Origin of the sequence: Micromonospora sp. RL09-050-HVF-A (genome assembly GCF_019374995.1) — a bacterium.
Lineage (GTDB): Bacteria > Actinomycetota > Actinomycetes > Mycobacteriales > Micromonosporaceae > Micromonospora > Micromonospora antibiotica.
On the sequence record NZ_JAGKQP010000002.1, the window covers coordinates 6,790,931 to 6,810,129 of the forward strand.

Here is a 19,199-nt window from a genome sequence, read left to right on the forward strand (position 1 = left end):
TGACCCTAGGGCCACCCTCCGACAACTTTCCGGCCCGCCATCCCGCGGCGTCACCACCACCGGGCGGTCGACGGGCGGCCACGCGGCGGAACCCAGCGGTTGCCGATCCGGTCGGCGGGCGGTCCACTGGACCACATGGGAACGATCAGGGTGGGCACCTCGTCCTGGGCGGATCAGACGCTGCTGCGCTCCGGCTGGTATCCCCGGGCGGCGCGTACCCCGGCACAGCGGCTGGGCTGGTACGCCGGGCAGTTCGGACTGGTCGAGGTGGACACCTCGTACTACGCCGTCCCGGTGCCGGAGACCACCAGCGGCTGGGCGGCGGCCACACCACCCGGTTTCACCTTCGACGTCAAGGCGTTCAGCCTCTTCACCGGACACCCGACCCCGGTGCAGGTGCTACCGAGGGACCTGCGACCGGCCACCGGGCCGTCCCGGGTCCGCCGCCGGGACCTGCCCGAGGCGACGTACGACGCGTTGTGGGACCGGTTCCGGGCGGCGCTGGAGCCGCTCGCGGCGGCCGACCGGCTCGGCGCGGTGCTGTTGCAGTTCCCGCCGTGGCTGCTGCGGGGGGAGGGTGCCCGGCGGCGGATCGTCGAGCTGGCCGACCGGTGCCGGCCGTGGCGGGTCGCGGTGGAGCTGCGTCACGGGTCCTGGTTCGACGGCCTCGCGGCGGCCGAGACGGTGACCTTCCTGCGTGACCACGACCTCAGCCTGGTCTGCGTCGACATGCCGCAGGGGCACCCCTCCTCGGTGCCGCCGATCATGGTGGGTACGGCCGAGCCGGTGCTGGTCCGGATGCACGGCCACAGCGCGCACTGGGCGCACGGCAGCAAGGAGGACCGGTTCCGGTACGCCTACGCCGACGACGAACTACGTCGCTGGGCCGACCTGCTCACCGACCTGGCCGCCCGGTCCGGGGAGCTGCACGTGCTGTTCAACAACTGCTGCGCGGGGCAGGCCCAGCGGGACGCCGCCCGGCTGGCGGAGCTGCTCGGGGTGACCCCCACGACGGCCGTCGCCGGCCACTGACCCCGGTCACCGACCCTCGGGTGTGTCCCGGGCCGTCCACCACGCGACGTGCCGTCAGGCCGGGCGACCGGGCCGGCACGTTCGGCGACCGGGCCGGCACGTTCGGCGGGCGGGTCGGGTCGCCGACCCGCCGGTGCGGGGCCCGCCGTCGACAGCACGACGGCGGGCCCCGCACCGGCCGGTCCCGGCCCGACGCTCAGCTGGCCATCGCCATCCGGCGGCGGGCCCCCGTCGCGGCCAACCGGCCCATCGTCATCGGGGCGCCCATCAGCCCACCGGCGCGACCGAGCACCCCCCGGAACACCTGGCCGGGCTTCTGCTGCTCACCCATGTACGCGGTGACCACCACCAGTGCCCCGGTCAACGCCGGAATGGTCCACTGGAGGACCTTCATCTGCCGCTGCCGGTGCGCCACCTCGGCGGGTGTCTGGTAGTTGGGCTCGGTGGTCCCCGAGACCGGCGGATTGCCGGCGTTCTGCAACTTCATCCCGATCAACCGGCTGTAGCCGGTCACCGCGAGCGCGCTGACGGTCAGCGCCGTCTTCACCGCGCTCATCCGTCCCACCCCGGACTGGGCCATCATCCGGGGGCTCTCGGTGGCCAGTTCGCCCACCGCGCCGGCCAGGTGCGCGCCGATCGCCGCCGCGTTGACCGGGGTCCACCGCGACCAACCGGCCGAGGCCACCGGGAGCCGTTGGGTCGAATCGCTGATCCGTGCCGCCGCTCCGTTGACGCCCAGCGCTCCCATCAGGGAGCCACCGAACCAGGCCGCCAGGCCCAGGTCGTGCATCGAGCGTAGTGCGGTGTGTCGTTCAGACATCTGATCCCCCTCCACCGTGTGCGGGCGCAGCGGCATACCCGCCCCGGCGGCGGCTACGCGCCCGGCTCGCGGCCCGGCGGGGGATCAGCGGCGCGGCAGCCCGGCGGCGAAGTCGGCGACCCGCCGGGTCAGCGGCAACCCGGCCCGCACCCAGCGGAAGTGGTCCAGCGCAGCCCCCGCCTCGGCCACCGTGTACCGGTGCCGGGTGACCGGTGCGGCGGTGAGCTTGGCGCAGAGGTGGTCGACGACCGGGTGTGGGGTGTACTGGTCGTCGTCCACGCTGACCGCCAGCACCGGCAGGGACAACCGGCCCACGGCCGCCTCGCCGTCCACCCCGTCGAGGGTGGGGAAGCGGCCGGTCCGGGCGGTGCGTGCCCAGTCCCGGATCACCCCCCGCGCCTGCCGGCCGCCGAACCCCCAGCCCGGCCAGACCCCGAGGGCCCCGGCCACCGCCGAGATCCCCTGGGAGTACGGCAGCACGCCGTAGCGCCGCAGACCCGGATAGCTGCGCCAGTACGGGACACCGACGGCGAGCAGGGCGAGCCCGTCGACCCGGGCCGTGCCGTGCAGTGCCAGGTGCAGCAGGGCGGCCTGCCCGCCGAGGGAGTACCCGAGCAGCAGCGTGGGACGGCCGTCCAGCCGGGGCTTCAGCGCGTCGAGGACCGCGCCGACGTCGGTGGCCAGCTCGCGGTAGCCGTACCGGCAGGTCCGGGACGGCGGGGGCGTGCTGACGCCGGTGCCGCGCAGGTCGGCGACGGTCACGGCCAGGCCGGCGTCGTGCAGCGCGGTGGCGAACGGGCGGTAGTACCGGGCCCGGACCCCCATCGCCGGCCAGATCACCACCGCCGGGCCGCCGGGCGTCCCCACGGGCTCCGGGTAGACCTGGATGCCGATCCGGGCCCCGTCGACGTCGACGAACTCCTGCGTGTATGCCACGTCCCCGCTCACCGACTCATCCTACCCGCCGGTAATAACGGGTCGGTGCTCCGCCCCGACCGCTCCCGGCGCCCCGGGGGTGGTCGGGGCGGAGGCGGTCAGGCGGCTGCCGTGGCGACCTGACCGACCCCGCTGACCGAGGCGTAGACGGCGGTGAGCTGCTCCGCCCAGTGCCGGAAGGAGTAGCGGACGCGGATCCGGTCCAGGGCCGCCGTGGCGTACGCGAAGCGGCGTACCCGGTCGGCGAGCAGCCGGCGGATCGTGCCGCCCAGCGCCCGGGGGTCGCGCGGCGGCACCAGGTCCCCGGTCAACCCGTCGACGACGCTCTCCGCGATCCCACCGACCTCCGTGCCGACCACGGGCACGCCGCACGCCATCGCCTCCAACGGGGTACGACCGAACGGCTCGTACCAGGGGGCGGCGACCAGCAGGTCGGCGGAGCGGTACCAGGCGGCCAACTCGGCGCGGGGCACCGACCCGACCAGTCGGACCCGGTCGGCGACCCCGCAGGACTCGGCGAGCGCGGTCAACCGGCGGGCGACCGGGTCGGCCGACAGCAGGTCGGCGGGGGGCCCACCGACCACCACGCACTCGGCCCCCGGCACCGCGGGCAACGCCCGGATGACGTCCTGGAAGCCGCTGCGTTCGCGCAGCGACCCGACGGTGAGCAGCCGGGGCCGGGCCGGGTCGCGGGGAACGACCGACCCCGCCGGCCCGAACACCGTCTCGTCCACCCCGGCCGGCACCAGGGTCAGCTTCGACCGGGGCACCCCGAGGCGGACCAGTTCCCCCAACTCGTCGTGCGACTGGACGACGACCCGGTCGGCGGCCCGCCCGAGGGCGCGTTCGTAGCCGATCCGACCCCGGGGTCCGGGGTCCCGGCCGGCCGAGCGGCGTCGGTGCGCGCTGCCCAGGTCGTGGTAGGTCAGCACCACCGGGGTGTTGGTACGGCGTCCGGCGTGCAGGGTGGCCAGGCCGCTCAGCCAGAAGTGGGCGTGCGCCACGTCCGGCCGCCAGCCGCCGTGCTGCCAGTGCTCGGCCAACCAGCGGCCGAACTCGCCCAGGTGCGGCAGGAGTTCGTCGGTCGGCACCTCCCGGGCGGGGCCGGCCGGCACGTGCCACACCTGGTACCCGGTGTCGGTCGACACGGTGTCGGGTGGGGTGGGGGAGTCCCGCCGGGTGTAGACCCGCACCTCGTGGCCCTCGGCGGCCAGCGCCGCCGCCTGCTCGGCGACGTGCAGGTGCTGCGCACCGGTGTGCTGTCCGGTGGCGGCGAGCGGGCTGGCGTGCCCCGAGACCATCGCGATGCGCATGCTTCCTCCTCCGTGGGCCGGTCGCCGGCGAGGCGGCCCCGGTCACGCCGGGCCCCGGTCGTCGTCACCGGGTCCCGCGCACCGGGCGATCGGCGGGCACCCGGCCGCCGGTCAGGAGCCGATGCCCGGACGTCGCGCACCGCCCTGCATGCCCGAACCAGTTGCCCAGCGCGGAGGCGATAAACATCAACTTTCCGTACCGGCCCGACCGCCCTGCGTGTGTCGGTGGTCGGGCGGGGCCCGGTCCACCGGACGGCCGTGGTGGGGAGGACCGTTCACCTCGGCTCGGGCAGCATCCCCGGGCCGAACACCTCGTAGCCGATCCGCTCCGCCGGTACGCCCCGGCGCAGCAGGTCGCCCCGGACCTGGTTCATGAACGGCAGCGGTCCGCAGAGGTGCACGTGCGCGTCCGGGGAGAGGGGGATCAGTTCCGGCTCGATCCGGCCCCGGGACACCTCGGCGACCAGCGGCGGGGTGTCGTCCCCGGCGGTGCCCTGCTCGTACCAGAGCCGCAGGCGCAGCCGGGGCAGCCGGGCGTGCAGCGCGAGCAGGTCGGCCCGGTGGGCGTGGGCGGCGGCGTCCCGGTCGGCGTGGGCCAGCACCACCGGCCGGTCCGGTGCGGTGGCCGCCAGGTGCTCCAGGGCCGACATCGCCGGGGTGAGGCCGATCCCGGCGCTGACCAGCAGCAGCGGCCCGTCCCCGGCGACCGCGCTGACCTCACCGAAGGGTGGGCTCAGTCGCAGGATGTCGCCGGGGGCGACGCGTTCGTGCAGGAAGCTGGAGACCAGACCGTCCGGGGCGTCCCCGGTGCCCCGGACCCGTTTCACGGTGATCCGCCAGTGGTCGTCGGCGGGGCGGCCGGAGAGGCTGTACTGACGGATCTGCTGGCCGAGCCCGCCGCCGAGGTCCACCGCGACCGAGACGTACTGCCCGGGGACGAAGCCCGGCACCGGGCCGCCGTCGGCCGGGACGAGGGCGATCGAGACGACGTCGGTGGCTTCCGGGGTCACCCCGCCGACCCGCCAGTCGCGCCACACCGCGCCGTCCCCGGCCAACCCGGAGACCGTGTAGAGGCGGGCCTCCCGGGCGACGAGTTCGCAGGCCATCAGCCAGTACACCTCGTCCCAGGCGGCGGCGACCTGCGGGGTGACCGCCGCGCCGAGCACCTCGCCGACGGCGGCCAGCAGGTGCCGACCCACCAGCGGGTACTGGTCGGGGGTGATGCCGAGCGAGGCGTGTTTGTGCGCGATCCGGTCCAGGATCGCCGTCCACCCCGTCGTGTCGGCACCGGTGAGGTGCCCGGCGTACGCGACGACGGAGGCGGCCAGGGCCGCCTGCTGACGTCCGGTCGCCTGGTTTCCCCGGTTGAACAGGTTCAGCAGTTCCGGGTGGGCGGTGAACATCCGGGCGTAGAAGCGGCCGGTGATCTGGTCGGCATGGGCCCGGACCACGGGCAGGGTGGCGGTGACGACGGCGGCTGACGACTCCGAGAGCACGGCTCCTCCTTGCTGTTCGGCTACAGAGGACACCTAAACAGGAATCTCAGAGTCTTCTTAAGGGCCGAAGGTCCCGGGTCCGTGGACGCGGCGGTTCCGGCCGTCCGCCCCTGTCCGCCGCCGACGGCCCTGGTTAGGGTCGGGCGGTGAAGCTCAACCGGTCGACCGACATGGCCCTGCGGATCGCCATGCTCACCGCCCCCGCGTCGACCCGGACCACCGTCGACGAGCTGGCCGACCGGCTGGACCTGCCCCGCAGCCACGTGGCCAAGGTGGTGCAACGGTTGCAGCGCGCGGGCGTGCTGGTCACCGTGCGGGGCCGCTCCGGTGGGGTGGCCTTCGCCGAGGGGGCCGAGCGGATCACCGTCGGCCGGGTCGTACGCGCCTTCGAGGGGGAGGGTGAGGTGGTCTCCTGCGAGGAGTCCGGCTGCGCCCTGCGCGCCGGCTGCCGCCTGCGGGTCCAGCTCCGCCGCGCCCAGGCGGCCTTCCTCGCCGTCCTCGACGAGGTGCCGCTGGGCGACCTGGTCGACGCCTCGCCGACCGCCCTGCTGCTCAGCCTCGCCCCGCCCGCTCCGACGGCGACCTGAACCCGCGTCGCGCTCCCCGTGCCCCCGCACCCGGCCGGCGCGAGGCGAGCTGAGCGGCCCGGTCGGTGGGGCGAGCCGAGCGGTGCGGGCGGTGTGGCCGGTGGGAGCGGCTCGACCGCCCGCTCCCACCGGCCGCCGGTTCAGCTGACCTGGACCGTGCCGTCCGTCGACCGGACGCAGGCGACCGTACGGGCCGCCGTCGCCGCCGCGCCGGTCAGGCACCGACCCAGCACCTGGTGCCCGGCCGCGCTCGGGTGCCAGGACTCCTGGCAGGTCTGGAAGTACGTCCCGCAGGTGTTCGCGATCCGCTGGATGTCCAGCTTGTCGTAGCCGGACAGGCTGGTCACGAAGACTCCCGAGGTGCCGTCCTGGAGCCGGATCGGGGTGGCCAGCGCGTTGCCGGGGCTGCCCGCCGACTCGCACAGCCGAGCCCCGTCAAAGGCCCGCTGTACGTTGAGGTAGACCAGGTCGGCGGAGGGGAACTCGGCGGACAGCGTGCTGCGCACCGAGCTGACCAGGGTGCCCAGGCCCTGCGAGAAACGCTGGCCGGGGGCGAGGCTGGCCCGGTGGATCGGGCAACCGGCGGCGTACCGCTCGGCACCCAGGTCGCGGAACTTGTCCCGGGTGTCGTCCCGGCTGTCCTCCTCCCAGTAGGTCGAGGCCAGCTCCGGCGGCAGCGGGTTGGTGTAGTCCTGGAAGACGATCCGGTGCTGGCCGTCGGCGTCGATCTGGTCCAGCGTGGTGAGGATCTGCCGGACCGCCGCCGTCGTCTCCGCCGTCGCGGCGGCGACCTGGGCGGAGGTGGCCAGGTCGGCGTCCGAGCACGGCTCCTGCTCCACCGGTCCGCCCAGGTACGCCCAGAACTCCCACCACCCGGTCCAGGCGTCGGCGATGAACCGGTTCGCGCACTTCTCGGCGACGCTGCCGAACGTGAACGAGCTGTTGTTGGAGCCGAGGCCGACCAGCACCAGGTCGATGTCGTGGGTCTGCCCGACCGCGCGCAACTGGTCGAGCTGGGCGGCGACCTGCCGGCCCTTGGTCCGGCTGGCCGAGGCGTTGGCGATGTCGTACGGCTGGCCGCCGGAGCAGGCCAGGTTGAACCGGTCGGTGATCCCCGGCAGGTCCGCCTTGAACAGTGAGGCGTTGGGTGATCGGTGGCAGAAGTAGGCGTTGTTGTTCGGTGCCGACCAGCCCGGGAAGGGCTGGGCCACCCCGTTGAGGTCGGTCACCGGCGCGTACGCCCCGGCACCCTCGCCACTGATGAAGCTGTCGCCGAGGGCGACGGCGGCGGTGGGCAGGGCGGCGGCGGCCGGTGCGGCGGAGCCGACGGCGACCGGCAGGGCGGCCGTGGCGACGGTGAGGAGCGCCGCGAGGGCGCTCCGACGGAACCTGGACATGACGTCCCCCATCTGTCCATGCAAATGTGAAAGATCCTGCTGGGCCGGATCAGATCACTTGGCGAGATGGGCGTCAATGCCTCTTAACATGATCGTCGAATCACGGAAATGGTCGTTTCCGGGTCCCGCCCACCCGGCCGGGGAAGGCCCCGACGGTCGGCGGCGTTGTGCCCGGCAGACGCGCGACGCCGTCCGACGTGGGGCTGCACGCCGCTGTCGGGGCGTACGGCTACGCTCGCTGCGGCACGCCGCGCGTGGAGAGATCGAGACGGTGAGCGGCACCACACCGCCGAGACCGGGGAGTACGACCAGTTGACCGCACAGCCTGAGACCCTCTACGGGGCAGACGACCTCACCCACCTGGAGGGCCTGGACGCCGTCCGCAAGCGTCCCGGCATGTACATCGGCTCCACCGACAGTCGTGGCGTGGGTCACCTCGTCAACGAGATCCTCGACAACTCCACCGACGAGGGTGTCGCCGGTCATGCCCGTACCGTCGAGGTGATCCTGCACGCCGACGGCTCGGTGCAGGTCGACGACGACGGCCGGGGCATCCCCACCGACGTGCACGCCAAGTCCGGCATCTCCGGGGTCGAGCTGGTGCTCACCCGGCTGCACGCCGGTGGCAAGTTCGGCGGCTCCGGTTACAAGACCTCAGGTGGCCTGCACGGCGTGGGTGCCTCCGCGGTCAACGCGCTGTCCCGCCGGTTCGACGTGACCGTCCGACGCGGCGGCAAGGTGCACGCGATGTCGTTCCGGCACGGCGTGCCCGGGGTCTTCGCCGGTGACGGCCCGGACGCCCCGTTCACCGCCGGGCCCGGCCTCCAGGTCGTCGGGTCGATGAAGCGCGGCCAGCGCACCGGCACCTCGATCCGCTACTGGCACGACGCCCGCTACTTCGAGACCGGCGCCCGCCTCGACGTCGAGGCCGTCCGGATGAAGCTGCGCAACACCGCCTTCCTGGTCCCCGGGGTCGACTACCGGCTGCGCGACGAGACCGCCGAGGAGCCGGTCGAGGAGCGCTTCCACTTCCCCAACGGGCTCACCGACATGGTGGAGTTCCTGGCCCCGGCCGGCGACCGCCCGGTCTCCGGCACCCTGCTGGTCACCGGCGAGGGGAGCTACCGGGAGAACGCCGCCGACGCCAACGGCGTGATGCAGTCCAACGTGCAGCGCCGGGCCGAGGTGGAGATCGCCTTCCGGTGGGGCACCGGCTACGAGCGCACCGTCGAGTGCTTCACCAACACCATCCGCAACGCCCACGGCGGCACCCACCGCAAGGGGTTCGAGCGGGCGCTGACCCGGGCCCTGGCCGATGCCGTCCGCAACACCCGGGGGCTGCTCAAGCCCAAGGAGGACCCGCCCACCCTGGACGACGTCCTGGAGGGGATGACGGCGGTGCTGCACGTCCGCATCCCCGAGCCGCAGTTCACCTCGCAGACCAAGGACGAGCTCTCCACCGCCGGCATCACCAAGGTCCTCCAGACCCTGGTCGAGCAGCACGTCAAGGCGTGGCTGGAGGACAAGCGCAGCAAGGCCGAGGCGCGCACGGTGCTCCAGAAGATCGTCGACGCGGCCCGGGTGCGGCTGACCCAGAAGCAGCAGAAGGACGCCGCCCGGCGCAAGACCGCCCTGGAGGGCGCGTCGATGCCCGCCAAACTGGTCGACTGCCGCGCGACCGGGGTGGACCGCAGCGAGCTGTTCATCGTGGAGGGGGACAGCGCCCTGGGGTGTTTTACCGGCGACACCATGGTCGCGCTCGCCTCCGGCGAGGCTCGGTCCTTTGCCGATCTGGCGGCGGACTGGCAGCGGGGAGTGACCCATTTCGGCTACACCACCAACAAGGCGGGGCGCGTGGTGGTTGCTCCGCTGGTGGAGCCACGTCTCACCAAGAGAGCTGCCCGGCTGGTCCAGGTGCAGCTCGACAACGGCGCGTCGGTGCGTTGCACTCCGGATCACCTTTTCCGGCTGCGCGACGGTTCCTACCGACGGGCCGATGCCCTGACCCCCGGTGACTCACTGATGCCTCTGTACCGGAGCATTTCCAGTAAGGCCGAGGGGCACAAGCTGAACGGGTACGAGCGGATCTGGATGAACGACCGGGAGGAGTGGGTCTACACCCACTACCTCGCGGACGCCTGGAATCTTCGTCACGGTCGCGACAGCGCCACCAGCGGCAACGTCCGTCACCACATCGACATCAACAAGCGCAACAACGATCCGCGAAACATCCGACGGATGACCTGGGCCGACCACTCGGCACTGCACGCCGCGATGATGGGCGAACACGTCCACGCGGGCTGGCGGGAGTGGTTTGCCAACGGCGGCCGGGAGTTCAAGTCGGCCATGCTCAGCGCGCAGTGGCGCGATCCCGCATTCCGTGAGGCGTGCCTCGCCCGGCTGTTCGCGCTCAACGAGTCACCCGAATTCCGAGCCAAGCTGAACAAGGGCTTTCAGGACTGGTACGACGCGCTCAGTGACGAGGAAAAGGCCGCCTACGCCGACCGGATGCGGGACCGGCAGGCCCAGTACTGGTCACAGCCCGAGCACCGTGAGGCCGCTGCGGAGCGCGTCCGGAACTATTTCGCGGACCCTGCTCGTCGTTCCGCCTGGCGGGAGCGTTCGGTACGGCAGTGGGACAACTCCGAACTGCGTGCCTGGCGGTCGCGAAAGACCGTCGAACAGTTCAGTGATCCTGCCGAGCGGGAGCGCCAGCGCAACGCGGTGCGGGCGTGGCACGAGGAGAACCCCGAATTCGGGGCCCGTCACTCACGCTTGATGAAGCAGCGGTTGGCAGACCCGGACACCGGTCACCTTGCCCAGGCGCAGGCCGGTCGGGCTGCCTACGTGGCCAACGTGCCGAAGAGCGAGCGGGTCGGTCGCCAACAGGAGGGCAGGCGGCGGGCCGCGCTCAAGCGGCTCGCTCCGCTGCTGGTGCTACCGGATACGGAGCTTGCTGCGGCGTACGAAGCCGACCGTCTGACGTCCGCACGCACGGGACTCCGGTTCGATCGACTCCTGGCGTTCTACGACGGCGACTACGCCCGCCTCCGGGAGGCGGTCAATCTGGTGAACCACCGTGTCGTGTCGGTCGAGCCGCTTGACGAGACAGCGGACGTCTACGACCTGACCGTCGACGGTTACCACAATTTCGCCCTCGAAGCTGGGATCTTCGTCCACAACAGCGCACGGGTCGCTCGTACCTCGGAATACCAGGCGCTGCTGCCGATTCGCGGCAAGATCCTCAACGTGCAGAAGGCCAACCTCCAGCAGGTGCTCGACAACGCCGAGTGCGCGGCGATCGTGCAGGTGCTCGGGGCCGGCTCGGGGCGTACCTTCGACCTGTCCTCGTTGCGCTACGGCCGAGTGCTGATCATGGCGGACGCCGACGTGGACGGCGCGCACATCCGGACCCTGCTGATCACCCTCTTCGCCCGCTACATGCGACCGCTGATCGAGGCCGGCCGGCTCTACGCCGCGATGCCACCGCTACACAAGATCACCACCAAGGGGCGCACCCCGCAGACCACCTACACCTACACCCAGGCCGAGATGGAGGCGACGGTCCGCAAGCTGGAGAAGGCCGGCAAGCAGATCGTCACCCCGATCCCGCGCTTCAAGGGCCTCGGTGAGATGGACGCCGACGAGTTGTGGGACACCACGATGAATCCGGCCACCCGGGCGGTCCGCCGGATCACCCTCGACGACGTCGACGCCGCCGAGCGCATCCTCGAACTGCTGATGGGCGAGAAGGTCGAGCCGCGCCGCAACTGGCTCATCGACTCCTCCGACCGGGTCGACCGGGACGCGATCGACGCATGACCAGCACCGTGGCCGCCGTACCCCCGGAAGAGAGCTGAACGATGGCACGCCGTAAGGACGACCGCGCCAAGGTGGACCTGTCCGCCTTCGACCAGGCCGGCGCGCGGGTCTTCGACAACCCGCTGGTCACCGAGGTCTCCGACTCCTACCTGGAGTACGCCTTCTCGGTCATCCACTCCCGCGCCCTGCCCGACGCCCGCGACGGCCTCAAGCCGGTGCACCGCCGCATCCTGTGGTCGATGCACGAGCAGGGCCACCGCCCCGACCGGGGGCACGTGAAGTCCGCCCGGATTGTCGGGGATGTGATGGGCAAGTACCATCCGCACGGCGACACGGCGATCTACGATGCCATGGTCCGGCTCGCCCAGGACTTCTCCCTGAACACCCCGCTGATCGACGGGCACGGCAACTTCGGTTCCCCGGACGACGGTCCGGCCGCCGCGCGCTACACCGAGGCCCGCCTCTCCCGGGAGGCGATGCTGCTCGTCGGTGAGCTGGGCGAGGACACCGTCGACGTCGAACCCAACTATGACGGCTCGCTGACCCAGCCGACCGTGCTGCCCGCCGCCTTCCCCAATCTGCTGGTCAACGGCGCGTCCGGGATCGCGGTCGGGATGGCGACCAACATGATCCCGCACCACCTGGGCGAGGTGGTCTCCGCCGCCCGCTGGCTGATCAACCACCCGGACGCCGACCTCGACCGGTTGATGGAGTTCGTCCCCGGCCCCGACCTGCCCACCGGTGGCCTGCTGCTCGGCCTGGACGAGGTGCGCCGGGCGTACGAGACCGGGCGCGGCGTGGTGCGGATGCGCGGCCGGGTCGAGATCGGCCCGCTGGAGGGCAGCCGGGGGCGGCAGGCGATCACCGTGGTCGAGTTGCCCTACGGCGTCGGCGCGGAGAAGGTCATCGCGGCGATCACCAACGAGGTGAACAAGACCAAGCGGCTCACCGGCATCGCCGACGTCAAGGACCTCACCGACCGGGAGAGCGGCACCCGGCTGGTCGTCGAGTGCAAGGTCGGGGTCAACCCGCAGGCGTTGCTGGCCGACCTCTACCGGCTCACCCCGCTGGAGCAGTCCTTCGGCATCAACAACCTGGTGCTGGTCGACGGCCAGCCGCGCACCCTGGGGTTGAAGGCGCTGCTGGAGGTGTTCCTGGCCCACCGCTACGAGGTGGTGACCCGGCGCAGCGCATACCGGCGGCGTAAGCGCCAGGAGCGGCTGCACCTGGTCGACGGACTGCTGGTCGCACTGCTCGACATCGACCGGGTGGTCAAGCTGATCCGGGCCAGCGAGGACGCCCAGGCCGCCAAGGACGGCCTGATGCAGAAGTTCAAGCTCTCCGAGATCCAGGCGACCTACATCCTCGACACCCCGCTGCGCCGGTTGACCAAGTACGACCGGATCGAGCTGGAGGCCGAACAGGACAAGCTGCGCGGGGAGATCGCCGAGCTGTCCAAGATCCTCGACGACCCGAAGGTGCTGCGCAAGGTCGTCTCCGACGAGTTGGCCGCCGTGGTGAAGCAGTTCTCCGGGTCGCGGCGGACCACCCTGGTCGACGGGGACCTCAAGGAGGTGCTCGCCGCGTCGGTGCCTGCCGGGCCGCTGGAGGTGGCCGACGACCCGTGTCAGGTGATCCTCTCGGCGACCGGGCTGGTCGCCCGCACGGCCGCCGAGTCGGAGGAGGCGTCCGAGGGGCGTCGCCGCAACGGCCGGGTCAAACACGACACCGTACGCGCCGTCGTGCACACCACGGCCCGGGGGCGGGTGCTCCTGGTCACCAGCGCCGGCCGGGCCTTCAAGGTCGACGTGTTGCCGCTGCCGGTGCTGCCCGAGCAGGCCGGCACGGTGTCGCTGCGCGGTGGCATGGCCGCCGCCGAGATCGTCCCGCTGGCGGCAGGGGAGACGGTGATCGGTCTGGCCCCGCTCGGCCCCACCGCGCAGGGCTCCCCGGGGCTGGCGCTGGGCACCCGGCAGGGCGTGGTCAAGGTCTGCGCCCCGGAGTGGCCGGTCCGCTCGGACGAGTTCGAGGTGATCTCGTTGCGCACGGGCGACGAGGTGGTGGGGGCGACCTGGCTGGCCGACGACACCGAGACCTTGGCCTTCGTCACCAGCGAGGCGGCCCTGCTGCGGTTCGCCGCCACGCTGATCCGCCCGCAGGGGCCCAAGGGCGGCGGGATGGCGGGGATCAACCTGCCGGCGGGTGCCCGGGTGGTGTTCTTCGGCGCGATCCGCACCGACGACGCCGCGCACGGGGAGCCGATGGTGGTCACCTCCACCGGGGCCACGGTCAAGGTGACGCCGTTCGCGTCGTACCCGGCGAAGGGCAGGGCGACCGCCGGGGTGCGGGCGCAGCGCTTCCTCAAGGGGGAGACGGACCTGGTGGTGGCCTGGATCGGGGCGCGGCCGGTGGGCGCGACGGCGACCGGTGACCCGGTGGAGCTGCCGCCGGCCGATCCGCGCCGCGACGGGTCCGGCTTCGCCGTCATGCTCGGCCCGACCGTCGTCGGTCACCTCATCGAACGCGACTGACGGTCGTCCCGGCGGCTGGCGGCCGGCCGCCCGGTCGGCGTCAGGCGACGTCGACCGGGCGGAACTGGACGCTGACCCGGGGGCCGACCGGGCGGGTGGTCTTGGGCACGGCGTGCTCCCAGGTGCGCTGGCAGGAACCGCCCATCACCACCAGGTCGCCGTGGCCGAGCGGGAAACGTAGCGTGTCGCCGCCGCCCCGGGGGCGCAGCAGCAGCGGGCGGGGCGAGCCGAAGGACACGATCGCCACCATCGTGTCGGTGTGCGCGGAGCGGCCGATGGTGTCGCCGTGCCAGGCGACGCTGTCCCGCCCGTCGCGGTAGAGGCACATGCCGGCGGTGACGAACGGCTCGCCCAGCTCGGCGGCGTAGTGCCGGCTCAGCGCCGTGCGGGCCGCGGTGAGCAGCGGGTGCGGCAGCGGGCGGTCGGGGCCGTACCAGCAGAGCAGGCGGGGGACGTCGACCTCGGTGTCGTACATGGTGCGGCGTTCGGCCCGCCAGGGGACCCCGGTGCGCAGGGCGTCGAGGACCGTGTCGGAGCCGTGCACCCAGCCTGGCAGGTGGTCGACCCAGGCGCCCCGGGTGAGCACCCGGCGGCGCAGCCCGGCCAGCGGGGTCAGTGTCGGGCCGGCGTCGGTGAGGTCGAGCATCGACGGTTGGTAGGCGGCCTGCGACATACCCGGCACCCTATCAGGGGTTTAGTACACCCGTACGATCGGCGATCCGGGTGAGGACGGCGTCGGCCACCCGGGCCCGGCCGCGCCCGTCGACGGTGGCCCAGGCGCGGGCCGCGAGCGCCGCCCGACGCTGCGGGGACGCCAGCAGGGCGCGCAGCGTGCGGCCCGCGTCGGCCCGTGCGGCCCGACCGGCCAGCCCCGGCGCGACCAGGTCCGGCAGTTCACCGAGGCCGGCGGCGAGCCGGTGCGCCACCACCCGGCGGTACGCCTCACGCTGGTTGTCCACCACGCAGACCAGCGCGGCGGGCGCACCCAGACAGCAGAGTTCCCAGGTGGAGGTGCCGGCGGCGCTGACCACCAGGTCGGCCGCGCCGATCAGCGCGGGCAACGTGTCGGTGGGCGCGAGGAGGTGCAGCGACTGCCCCCGCCCGGTGGCGACCCGCGTCAGCTCGGCCTCGATCTCCGGCCGCCCGACCACCACGGTCAGCTCCATCGGGTGGCCGGTGTCGAGCAGCACCCGGGCCAGCACCGGGGCCGCCCCGACGGCGTCGGTGCCGCCGAAGAAGGCCAGCACCCGGGGTCGGTCCGTCGGGGTGGCCGGCGGTGGGGCCGGCGGCCGGACGGCGGTCACCGCGTCGCGCAGCAGCGCGTACCGCACCCCGGCCAGCAACCGGCCGCCGCCGGTGCCCGTGCCGCCGGTGCCGTGCGTGCCGGCGGTGTCCGCGCCGAAGTTCTGGTCCAGGTAGAGGTCGGCGTCCTGGCCCCGGGTGTCGCCGTCGACGATGGCCAGGGTGACCACGCCGGCCGCCCGCAGCGCCCCGGCCCCCGCCGGGTCCAGCTCGTACGAGTCGAGCACCAGCGCGTCCAGGGCGTGCGCGCGGGCCGCCTCGACCAGCCCGGCGGGGGTGCCCGGACCGGGGTGGACCGGGATGCCGCGCGCGGTCAGTCGGTCGGCGGCCCAACCGACCCGCTCGACGGTCCCGAACAGCTCGACCCGGGCACCCCGGGCCAGGAACTCCTCGCCGAGGGCCAGGCAGCGCACCAGGTGCCCGACGCCGGTACGCGGGCCGGCGTCGCAGCGCAACCCGATCCGTGGTGGCTTCAGGACTCCTCCAGCCGCTTCTGGCGTACCGAGGAGTTGAGGGTACGCAGGTCGGGCCGCCCGTCCAACCAGTCGGCGAGTTTCGCCAGCGGCACGCTGACGTCGCCGAAGTGGTCGACGACCGCGCTGACCAGCGCCCAGTCCTGGTCGGTGTCGAGGGTGAGCCGCAGCGTCGACCGGTCCGGGGTGAGGGTCACCCCGAGCACCCGGAACAGCTCCGGATGGGCGTACGCCCAGGAGGTGACGTGCACCCGGTGGTGCTCGACGGCGAGCCGGTCCAGGGTACGCAGCGCGTCCGCCCGGATGATCTCCACGTCCAACCCCCGGGGCAGGGTACGGGCGATCGAGGTGCTGGCGTAGTCGAGCCCGGGGACGGCCCGGTAGACCGCCGCCACCAGGGAGACGATCTCCGGGTCGAGCAGCGGGCAGTCCGCGGTGAACCGCATGACGGCGTCGCCGGGGTGGGCGTCGAGCGCGCCGACGAACCGGCTCAGCACGTCGTCCACCGGTCCCCGGTGCACCGGCACGTCGAGCCGCGCGCACTCGGCGACCACCGCGTCGTCGACCGGGTCGACACTGGTGGCGACCACCAGGTCGGCGAGGACCCCGCTGTCCCGGGCGGCCCGGACCACCCGGCCGAGGACGCTGCGCCCGGCCAGCGGACGCAGCACCTTGCCGGGTAGCCGCGACGAGCCCATCCGGGCCTGCACGATCCCGACGATCCGCAGGTCGGAGCCGACCGGTGCGACCGCGTCGGGTCCGACGAGGTCGGCGTGGCCGGGCCGGCCCGTCGTCGGGACGCCGGCGCCGCCGGGCCGGCATCCCGGTGGGGTGTGCGGGGCGGTCACTGCTGCTCCTCCGGCGGCTTGGGGCCGAGCGCCTCACGGGCCCGCCGTTTCGCCGCCCGGGCACCCCGCTTGGCCAGCCGGGCGGGGGTGATGGCCAGCCGGCCCACCCGGTAGCTGAGCGAGCCACTGAGCAGGTTGATCGTGGCGTCGGCGCGACGTAGCGCCCGTTCCCGCGAGGTGAGCAGCTCCTCGGTCCACTTCAGCAGGGCCGCCAGCCGGGTCAGCTCCTCCCGCTGGCGTACCCAGGCTTCCCGCATCTGCTGGTAGCTGCGCGGCCCGGCGGGCGGGTCGGTGGGGGTGACCGCACGCAGTTCGGTGGCGAGCGCCCCGCGCCCGTCGGTGTCCAGGCCGCGCAGGGCGGCGGTGACCGCCGCCTCGGTCTGCACGGCCGCGTCCACGGTGGCCCGGTCCAGGTCGTGCCCGGCGACTCCACCGAGCACCACGGTCAGCCCGGCGACGTCCACGGTGGACGGCCACGGGTGGGCGTAGCCGCCGGTGAGCAGGGTGACCGCGAACCGCCACAGCCCCCGGGCCAGCACCACCTCGAGGGGCAGCGGCTCGCTGGCCTGCCAGCTCGGGTCGAGCACCGCGAAGGTGTCCCCGTCGACGACCACGGTGTCGGGGTCGGCCAGCGCCGCCGCGCCGGTCAGCCGTCCGTCCGGGTCGGCCTGCCCGGCGAGCCACCCGGCGTAGCCGCGCAGCAACCGGCGTAGGGCGTCCAGGTCGCGCCGCAGGCAGCCGTCGAGCAGCAGGGTCCGCAGCAGCCGTCCCGGCGGCACCGGCCCGGTGAGCGCGGCCGGGTCCCGGTGGGCGGCCTCCCGGCTGGCGAAGGGCGCCGGCCGGGTCCGGCCGGCCCCGCCGCCGGTGACGGCCCAGCGCCAGCCGGCGACCCCGTCGTGCACCTCGACCACCCCGATCCCCGGCGGGCCGGTCTGCACCAGCACCACCGGCAGCGCCGCGCGGGTGGACCGGTCGTCGTCGGCGGGCCGGTGGGCCACGACCAGCCAGCCCGGGGCCAGTGTCGCGCCGAGCCCGGCGTGCAGCGCGTCGACCGCCAGCCGGGCCGGGTCCTGGAGCACCGCGCCGCCGGCGAACCCACCGGCGCAGGCACCATGCAGCACCGCGTCGAGCAACCCCGAGGTGGGTGACCGGTCCAGCGCGTCGGTGCCGACCAGCGCCGTCGCGGCACCCGGATCGGGGTACGCGGCGTAGCTCGCGTCGGCGGTCAGGCCCACCTCGGCGAGCCTGTCCCGCAGCTGCTCCCGGTTGGCCGGGCGGCCGGCGTCCAGCACCCCGCCGATGCTCCACGCCGCGTCGGCCCGGTCGGCGTACCAGGGGGAGGTGGCGACCAGCCGGGACACCCCCAGCGGGTTGTCCAGGCGTAGCAGCAGCGTGCCGCCGGGCCGCAGTGCGGCGGTCAACCGGGCCAGCACCCCCGCCCAGCCCAGCCGGACGCCCTCCACCGACTCGACGGCGTCCAGGCCGGCCCCGGCCAGCACCACGTCGAACGTGTCGGCCGGGTCGAGTCCGGCCGGCCCGCCGACGATCACCCGGGCCGCCCGGTCGGTCAACACCACCGCGTCGGGGTGGCTGCGCAGCAGGCAGGTGACCTCCGCGTGGGCGAGCCGGTCCAGCAACGCCGGATCGTGCGGCCCGGCCACCAGGACCCGGGCCCCGGCCGGTACGACCCGCGCGGCCAACGCGCCCAGCGGACCGCCGTCGGCCAGCCGCTGCTCCGGCAGGTCGGACCAGGCCAGCATCTCCCCACCGGGCAGGACGACGGGGGCGGTGGTTCCAGTGGTCAACTCGTGCCTCCTGCGGGATGCGCCCAGCCGAGCAGCTCACGCAGCTCGGCGGGGGTGCAGCGGTGGTCGGTGCCCAGCTCGGCGCGGGCGATGTCGACGGCGGTCGGCAGGTCCACCGTCTCGCCGTGCAGCTGCGGCCACTGCCGGCGGATGCGGGCGGTGCCGCCGAAGGTGGGGTCCTCCTTGGCCAGGATCATCGGGTCGCCGTAGACGGCCGGTTCACAACCGGCGGCGATGCCGTAGAAGATGGCGCTGGTCAGCCGGTTGGATGCCACCCGGGCGTGCCGGCGCAGCTCGGTGAGCTGCTTGTCGAGGAAGAGCGGGTCGGTGTCGCGCCACCAGTGGCCCCGGTAGCCGTGGCAGATCACCCGGAAGCCGGCGTTCTCGTAGAGCCGGCGGACCCGGCGCATGCCGTACTCGTGCCAGTAGAGGCAGACGGTGACCGGGCCGGGTTCGGTGTCCCTGATCCGGGCGATCAGCTCCTTGTGGTCGCCCTTGACGTGCTGGCCCTCCCAACCGTGGAACGGGTACCAGATGGTGCCTTCCCGGGCGGCCGGCGGCGGGTCGTCGCGGCGCAGGTCGAGCAGGTACGCGAAGGGCGCACCGGTGACCACCACGTTGCGCCGCCCGACCGACCAGGCCCGCCGCCGGGTCTGCTCCGACCAGAGCAGGCTCGGGGTGCGCTCGGCGTACGGGTGGCCGGGAGCGAGGCCGTCGCCGATGTTCCAGCCGTGCTGGACGTACCCGTTGATCCGGGGCGGGTGGCCGTCGCCCAGCCCGCAGTAGCGGGCCAGCACGTGGGCGTGCCCGTAGAAGTGGTTCGCGTGGTGCATCGGT

At 73.6% G+C, this 19,199-nt stretch carries 13 protein-coding genes and 3 pseudogenes; 6 read left to right on the top strand and 10 right to left on the bottom strand.

Features of this window, described 5'->3' with window-relative positions; genetic code table 11:
• Nucleotides 1-135 precede the first annotated feature (135 nt).
• Nucleotides 136-1,032 (top strand): DUF72 domain-containing protein, encoded by an 897-nt coding sequence (locus tag J7462_RS29755; protein WP_219469180.1) that lies wholly within the window; start codon nucleotides 136-138, stop codon nucleotides 1,030-1,032.
• A gap of 196 nt (nucleotides 1,033-1,228) precedes the next feature.
• Here the strand turns inward: J7462_RS29755 and J7462_RS29760 are convergent, their stop codons facing one another.
• From J7462_RS29760 to J7462_RS29775, 4 genes are all read right to left on the bottom strand, one after another.
• The gene (locus J7462_RS29760) at nucleotides 1,229-1,852 is read right to left on the bottom strand and encodes a hypothetical protein (RefSeq protein WP_219469184.1); all 624 of its coding nucleotides are present in this window, start codon (nucleotides 1,850-1,852) and stop codon (nucleotides 1,229-1,231) included.
• Nucleotides 1,853-1,936: 84 nt separating this feature from the next.
• The gene (locus J7462_RS29765; RefSeq protein WP_219469187.1) at nucleotides 1,937-2,800 is read right to left on the bottom strand and encodes an alpha/beta fold hydrolase; all 864 of its coding nucleotides are present in this window, start codon (nucleotides 2,798-2,800) and stop codon (nucleotides 1,937-1,939) included.
• Between the two features lie 86 nt (nucleotides 2,801-2,886).
• Nucleotides 2,887-4,101 (bottom strand): glycosyltransferase, encoded by a 1,215-nt coding sequence (locus tag J7462_RS29770; protein WP_219469189.1) that lies wholly within the window; start codon nucleotides 4,099-4,101, stop codon nucleotides 2,887-2,889.
• 275 nt (nucleotides 4,102-4,376) lie between these two features.
• Complete coding sequence (locus J7462_RS29775; RefSeq protein ID WP_219469194.1) at nucleotides 4,377-5,597, bottom strand: globin domain-containing protein; 1,221 nt, start codon at nucleotides 5,595-5,597, stop codon at nucleotides 4,377-4,379.
• Nucleotides 5,598-5,743: 146 nt separating this feature from the next.
• Between J7462_RS29775 and J7462_RS29780 the strand changes: the two genes are divergently transcribed.
• Nucleotides 5,744-6,184, top strand: a complete 441-nt coding sequence (locus J7462_RS29780) for an Rrf2 family transcriptional regulator (protein WP_219469197.1) — start codon at nucleotides 5,744-5,746, stop codon at nucleotides 6,182-6,184.
• 140 nt (nucleotides 6,185-6,324) lie between these two features.
• Here J7462_RS29780 and J7462_RS29785 read toward each other — a convergent pair whose 3' ends face one another.
• Nucleotides 6,325-7,581, bottom strand: coding sequence for a hypothetical protein (locus tag J7462_RS29785; protein WP_219469200.1), 1,257 nt, complete (start codon nucleotides 7,579-7,581; stop codon nucleotides 6,325-6,327).
• Nucleotides 7,582-7,689: 108 nt separating this feature from the next.
• Between J7462_RS29785 and J7462_RS33480 the strand changes: the two are divergent.
• The 4 genes and pseudogenes from J7462_RS33480 to J7462_RS29795 all read left to right on the top strand — a co-directional run.
• A pseudogene (locus J7462_RS33480) lies at nucleotides 7,690-9,312 on the top strand (ATP-binding protein); the annotation flags it as partial.
• Nucleotides 9,289-10,758 (top strand): annotated as a pseudogene (locus tag J7462_RS33485) (DNA topoisomerase); the annotation flags it as partial. The pseudogenes J7462_RS33480 and J7462_RS33485, both read left to right, overlap by 24 nt.
• Nucleotides 10,759-10,764: 6 nt before the next feature.
• Nucleotides 10,765-11,403, top strand: a pseudogene (locus J7462_RS33490) (toprim domain-containing protein); the annotation flags it as partial.
• A gap of 41 nt (nucleotides 11,404-11,444) precedes the next feature.
• A complete protein-coding gene (locus J7462_RS29795; RefSeq protein WP_219469206.1) occupies nucleotides 11,445-13,934 on the top strand; it encodes a DNA topoisomerase (ATP-hydrolyzing) subunit A in 2,490 nt (829 codons plus the stop codon).
• Between the two features lie 40 nt (nucleotides 13,935-13,974).
• Here J7462_RS29795 and J7462_RS29800 read toward each other — a convergent pair whose 3' ends face one another.
• The 5 genes from J7462_RS29800 to J7462_RS29820 form a co-directional block, all read right to left on the bottom strand.
• Nucleotides 13,975-14,607 carry an alpha-ketoglutarate-dependent dioxygenase AlkB gene (locus J7462_RS29800; protein WP_219469209.1) on the bottom strand — a complete coding sequence of 211 codons (633 nt, stop codon included), beginning with the start codon at nucleotides 14,605-14,607 and terminating at the stop codon, nucleotides 13,975-13,977.
• Nucleotides 14,608-14,620: 13 nt separating this feature from the next.
• Nucleotides 14,621-15,712, bottom strand: a complete 1,092-nt coding sequence (locus tag J7462_RS29805) for a PseG/SpsG family protein (protein ID WP_219470836.1) — start codon at nucleotides 15,710-15,712, stop codon at nucleotides 14,621-14,623.
• Nucleotides 15,709-16,437, bottom strand: coding sequence for a cytidylyltransferase domain-containing protein (locus J7462_RS29810; RefSeq protein ID WP_219470838.1), 729 nt, complete (start codon nucleotides 16,435-16,437; stop codon nucleotides 15,709-15,711). Before J7462_RS29810 ends, J7462_RS29805 begins: the two co-directional genes overlap by 4 nt.
• A 116-nt stretch (nucleotides 16,438-16,553) precedes the next feature.
• A complete protein-coding gene (locus tag J7462_RS29815; RefSeq protein WP_374197558.1) occupies nucleotides 16,554-18,362 on the bottom strand; it encodes a class I SAM-dependent methyltransferase in 1,809 nt (602 codons plus the stop codon).
• The gene (locus J7462_RS29820; protein ID WP_219469212.1) at nucleotides 18,359-19,195 is read right to left on the bottom strand and encodes a hypothetical protein; all 837 of its coding nucleotides are present in this window, start codon (nucleotides 19,193-19,195) and stop codon (nucleotides 18,359-18,361) included. Before J7462_RS29820 ends, J7462_RS29815 begins: the two co-directional genes overlap by 4 nt.
• Nucleotides 19,196-19,199 lie beyond the last annotated feature (4 nt).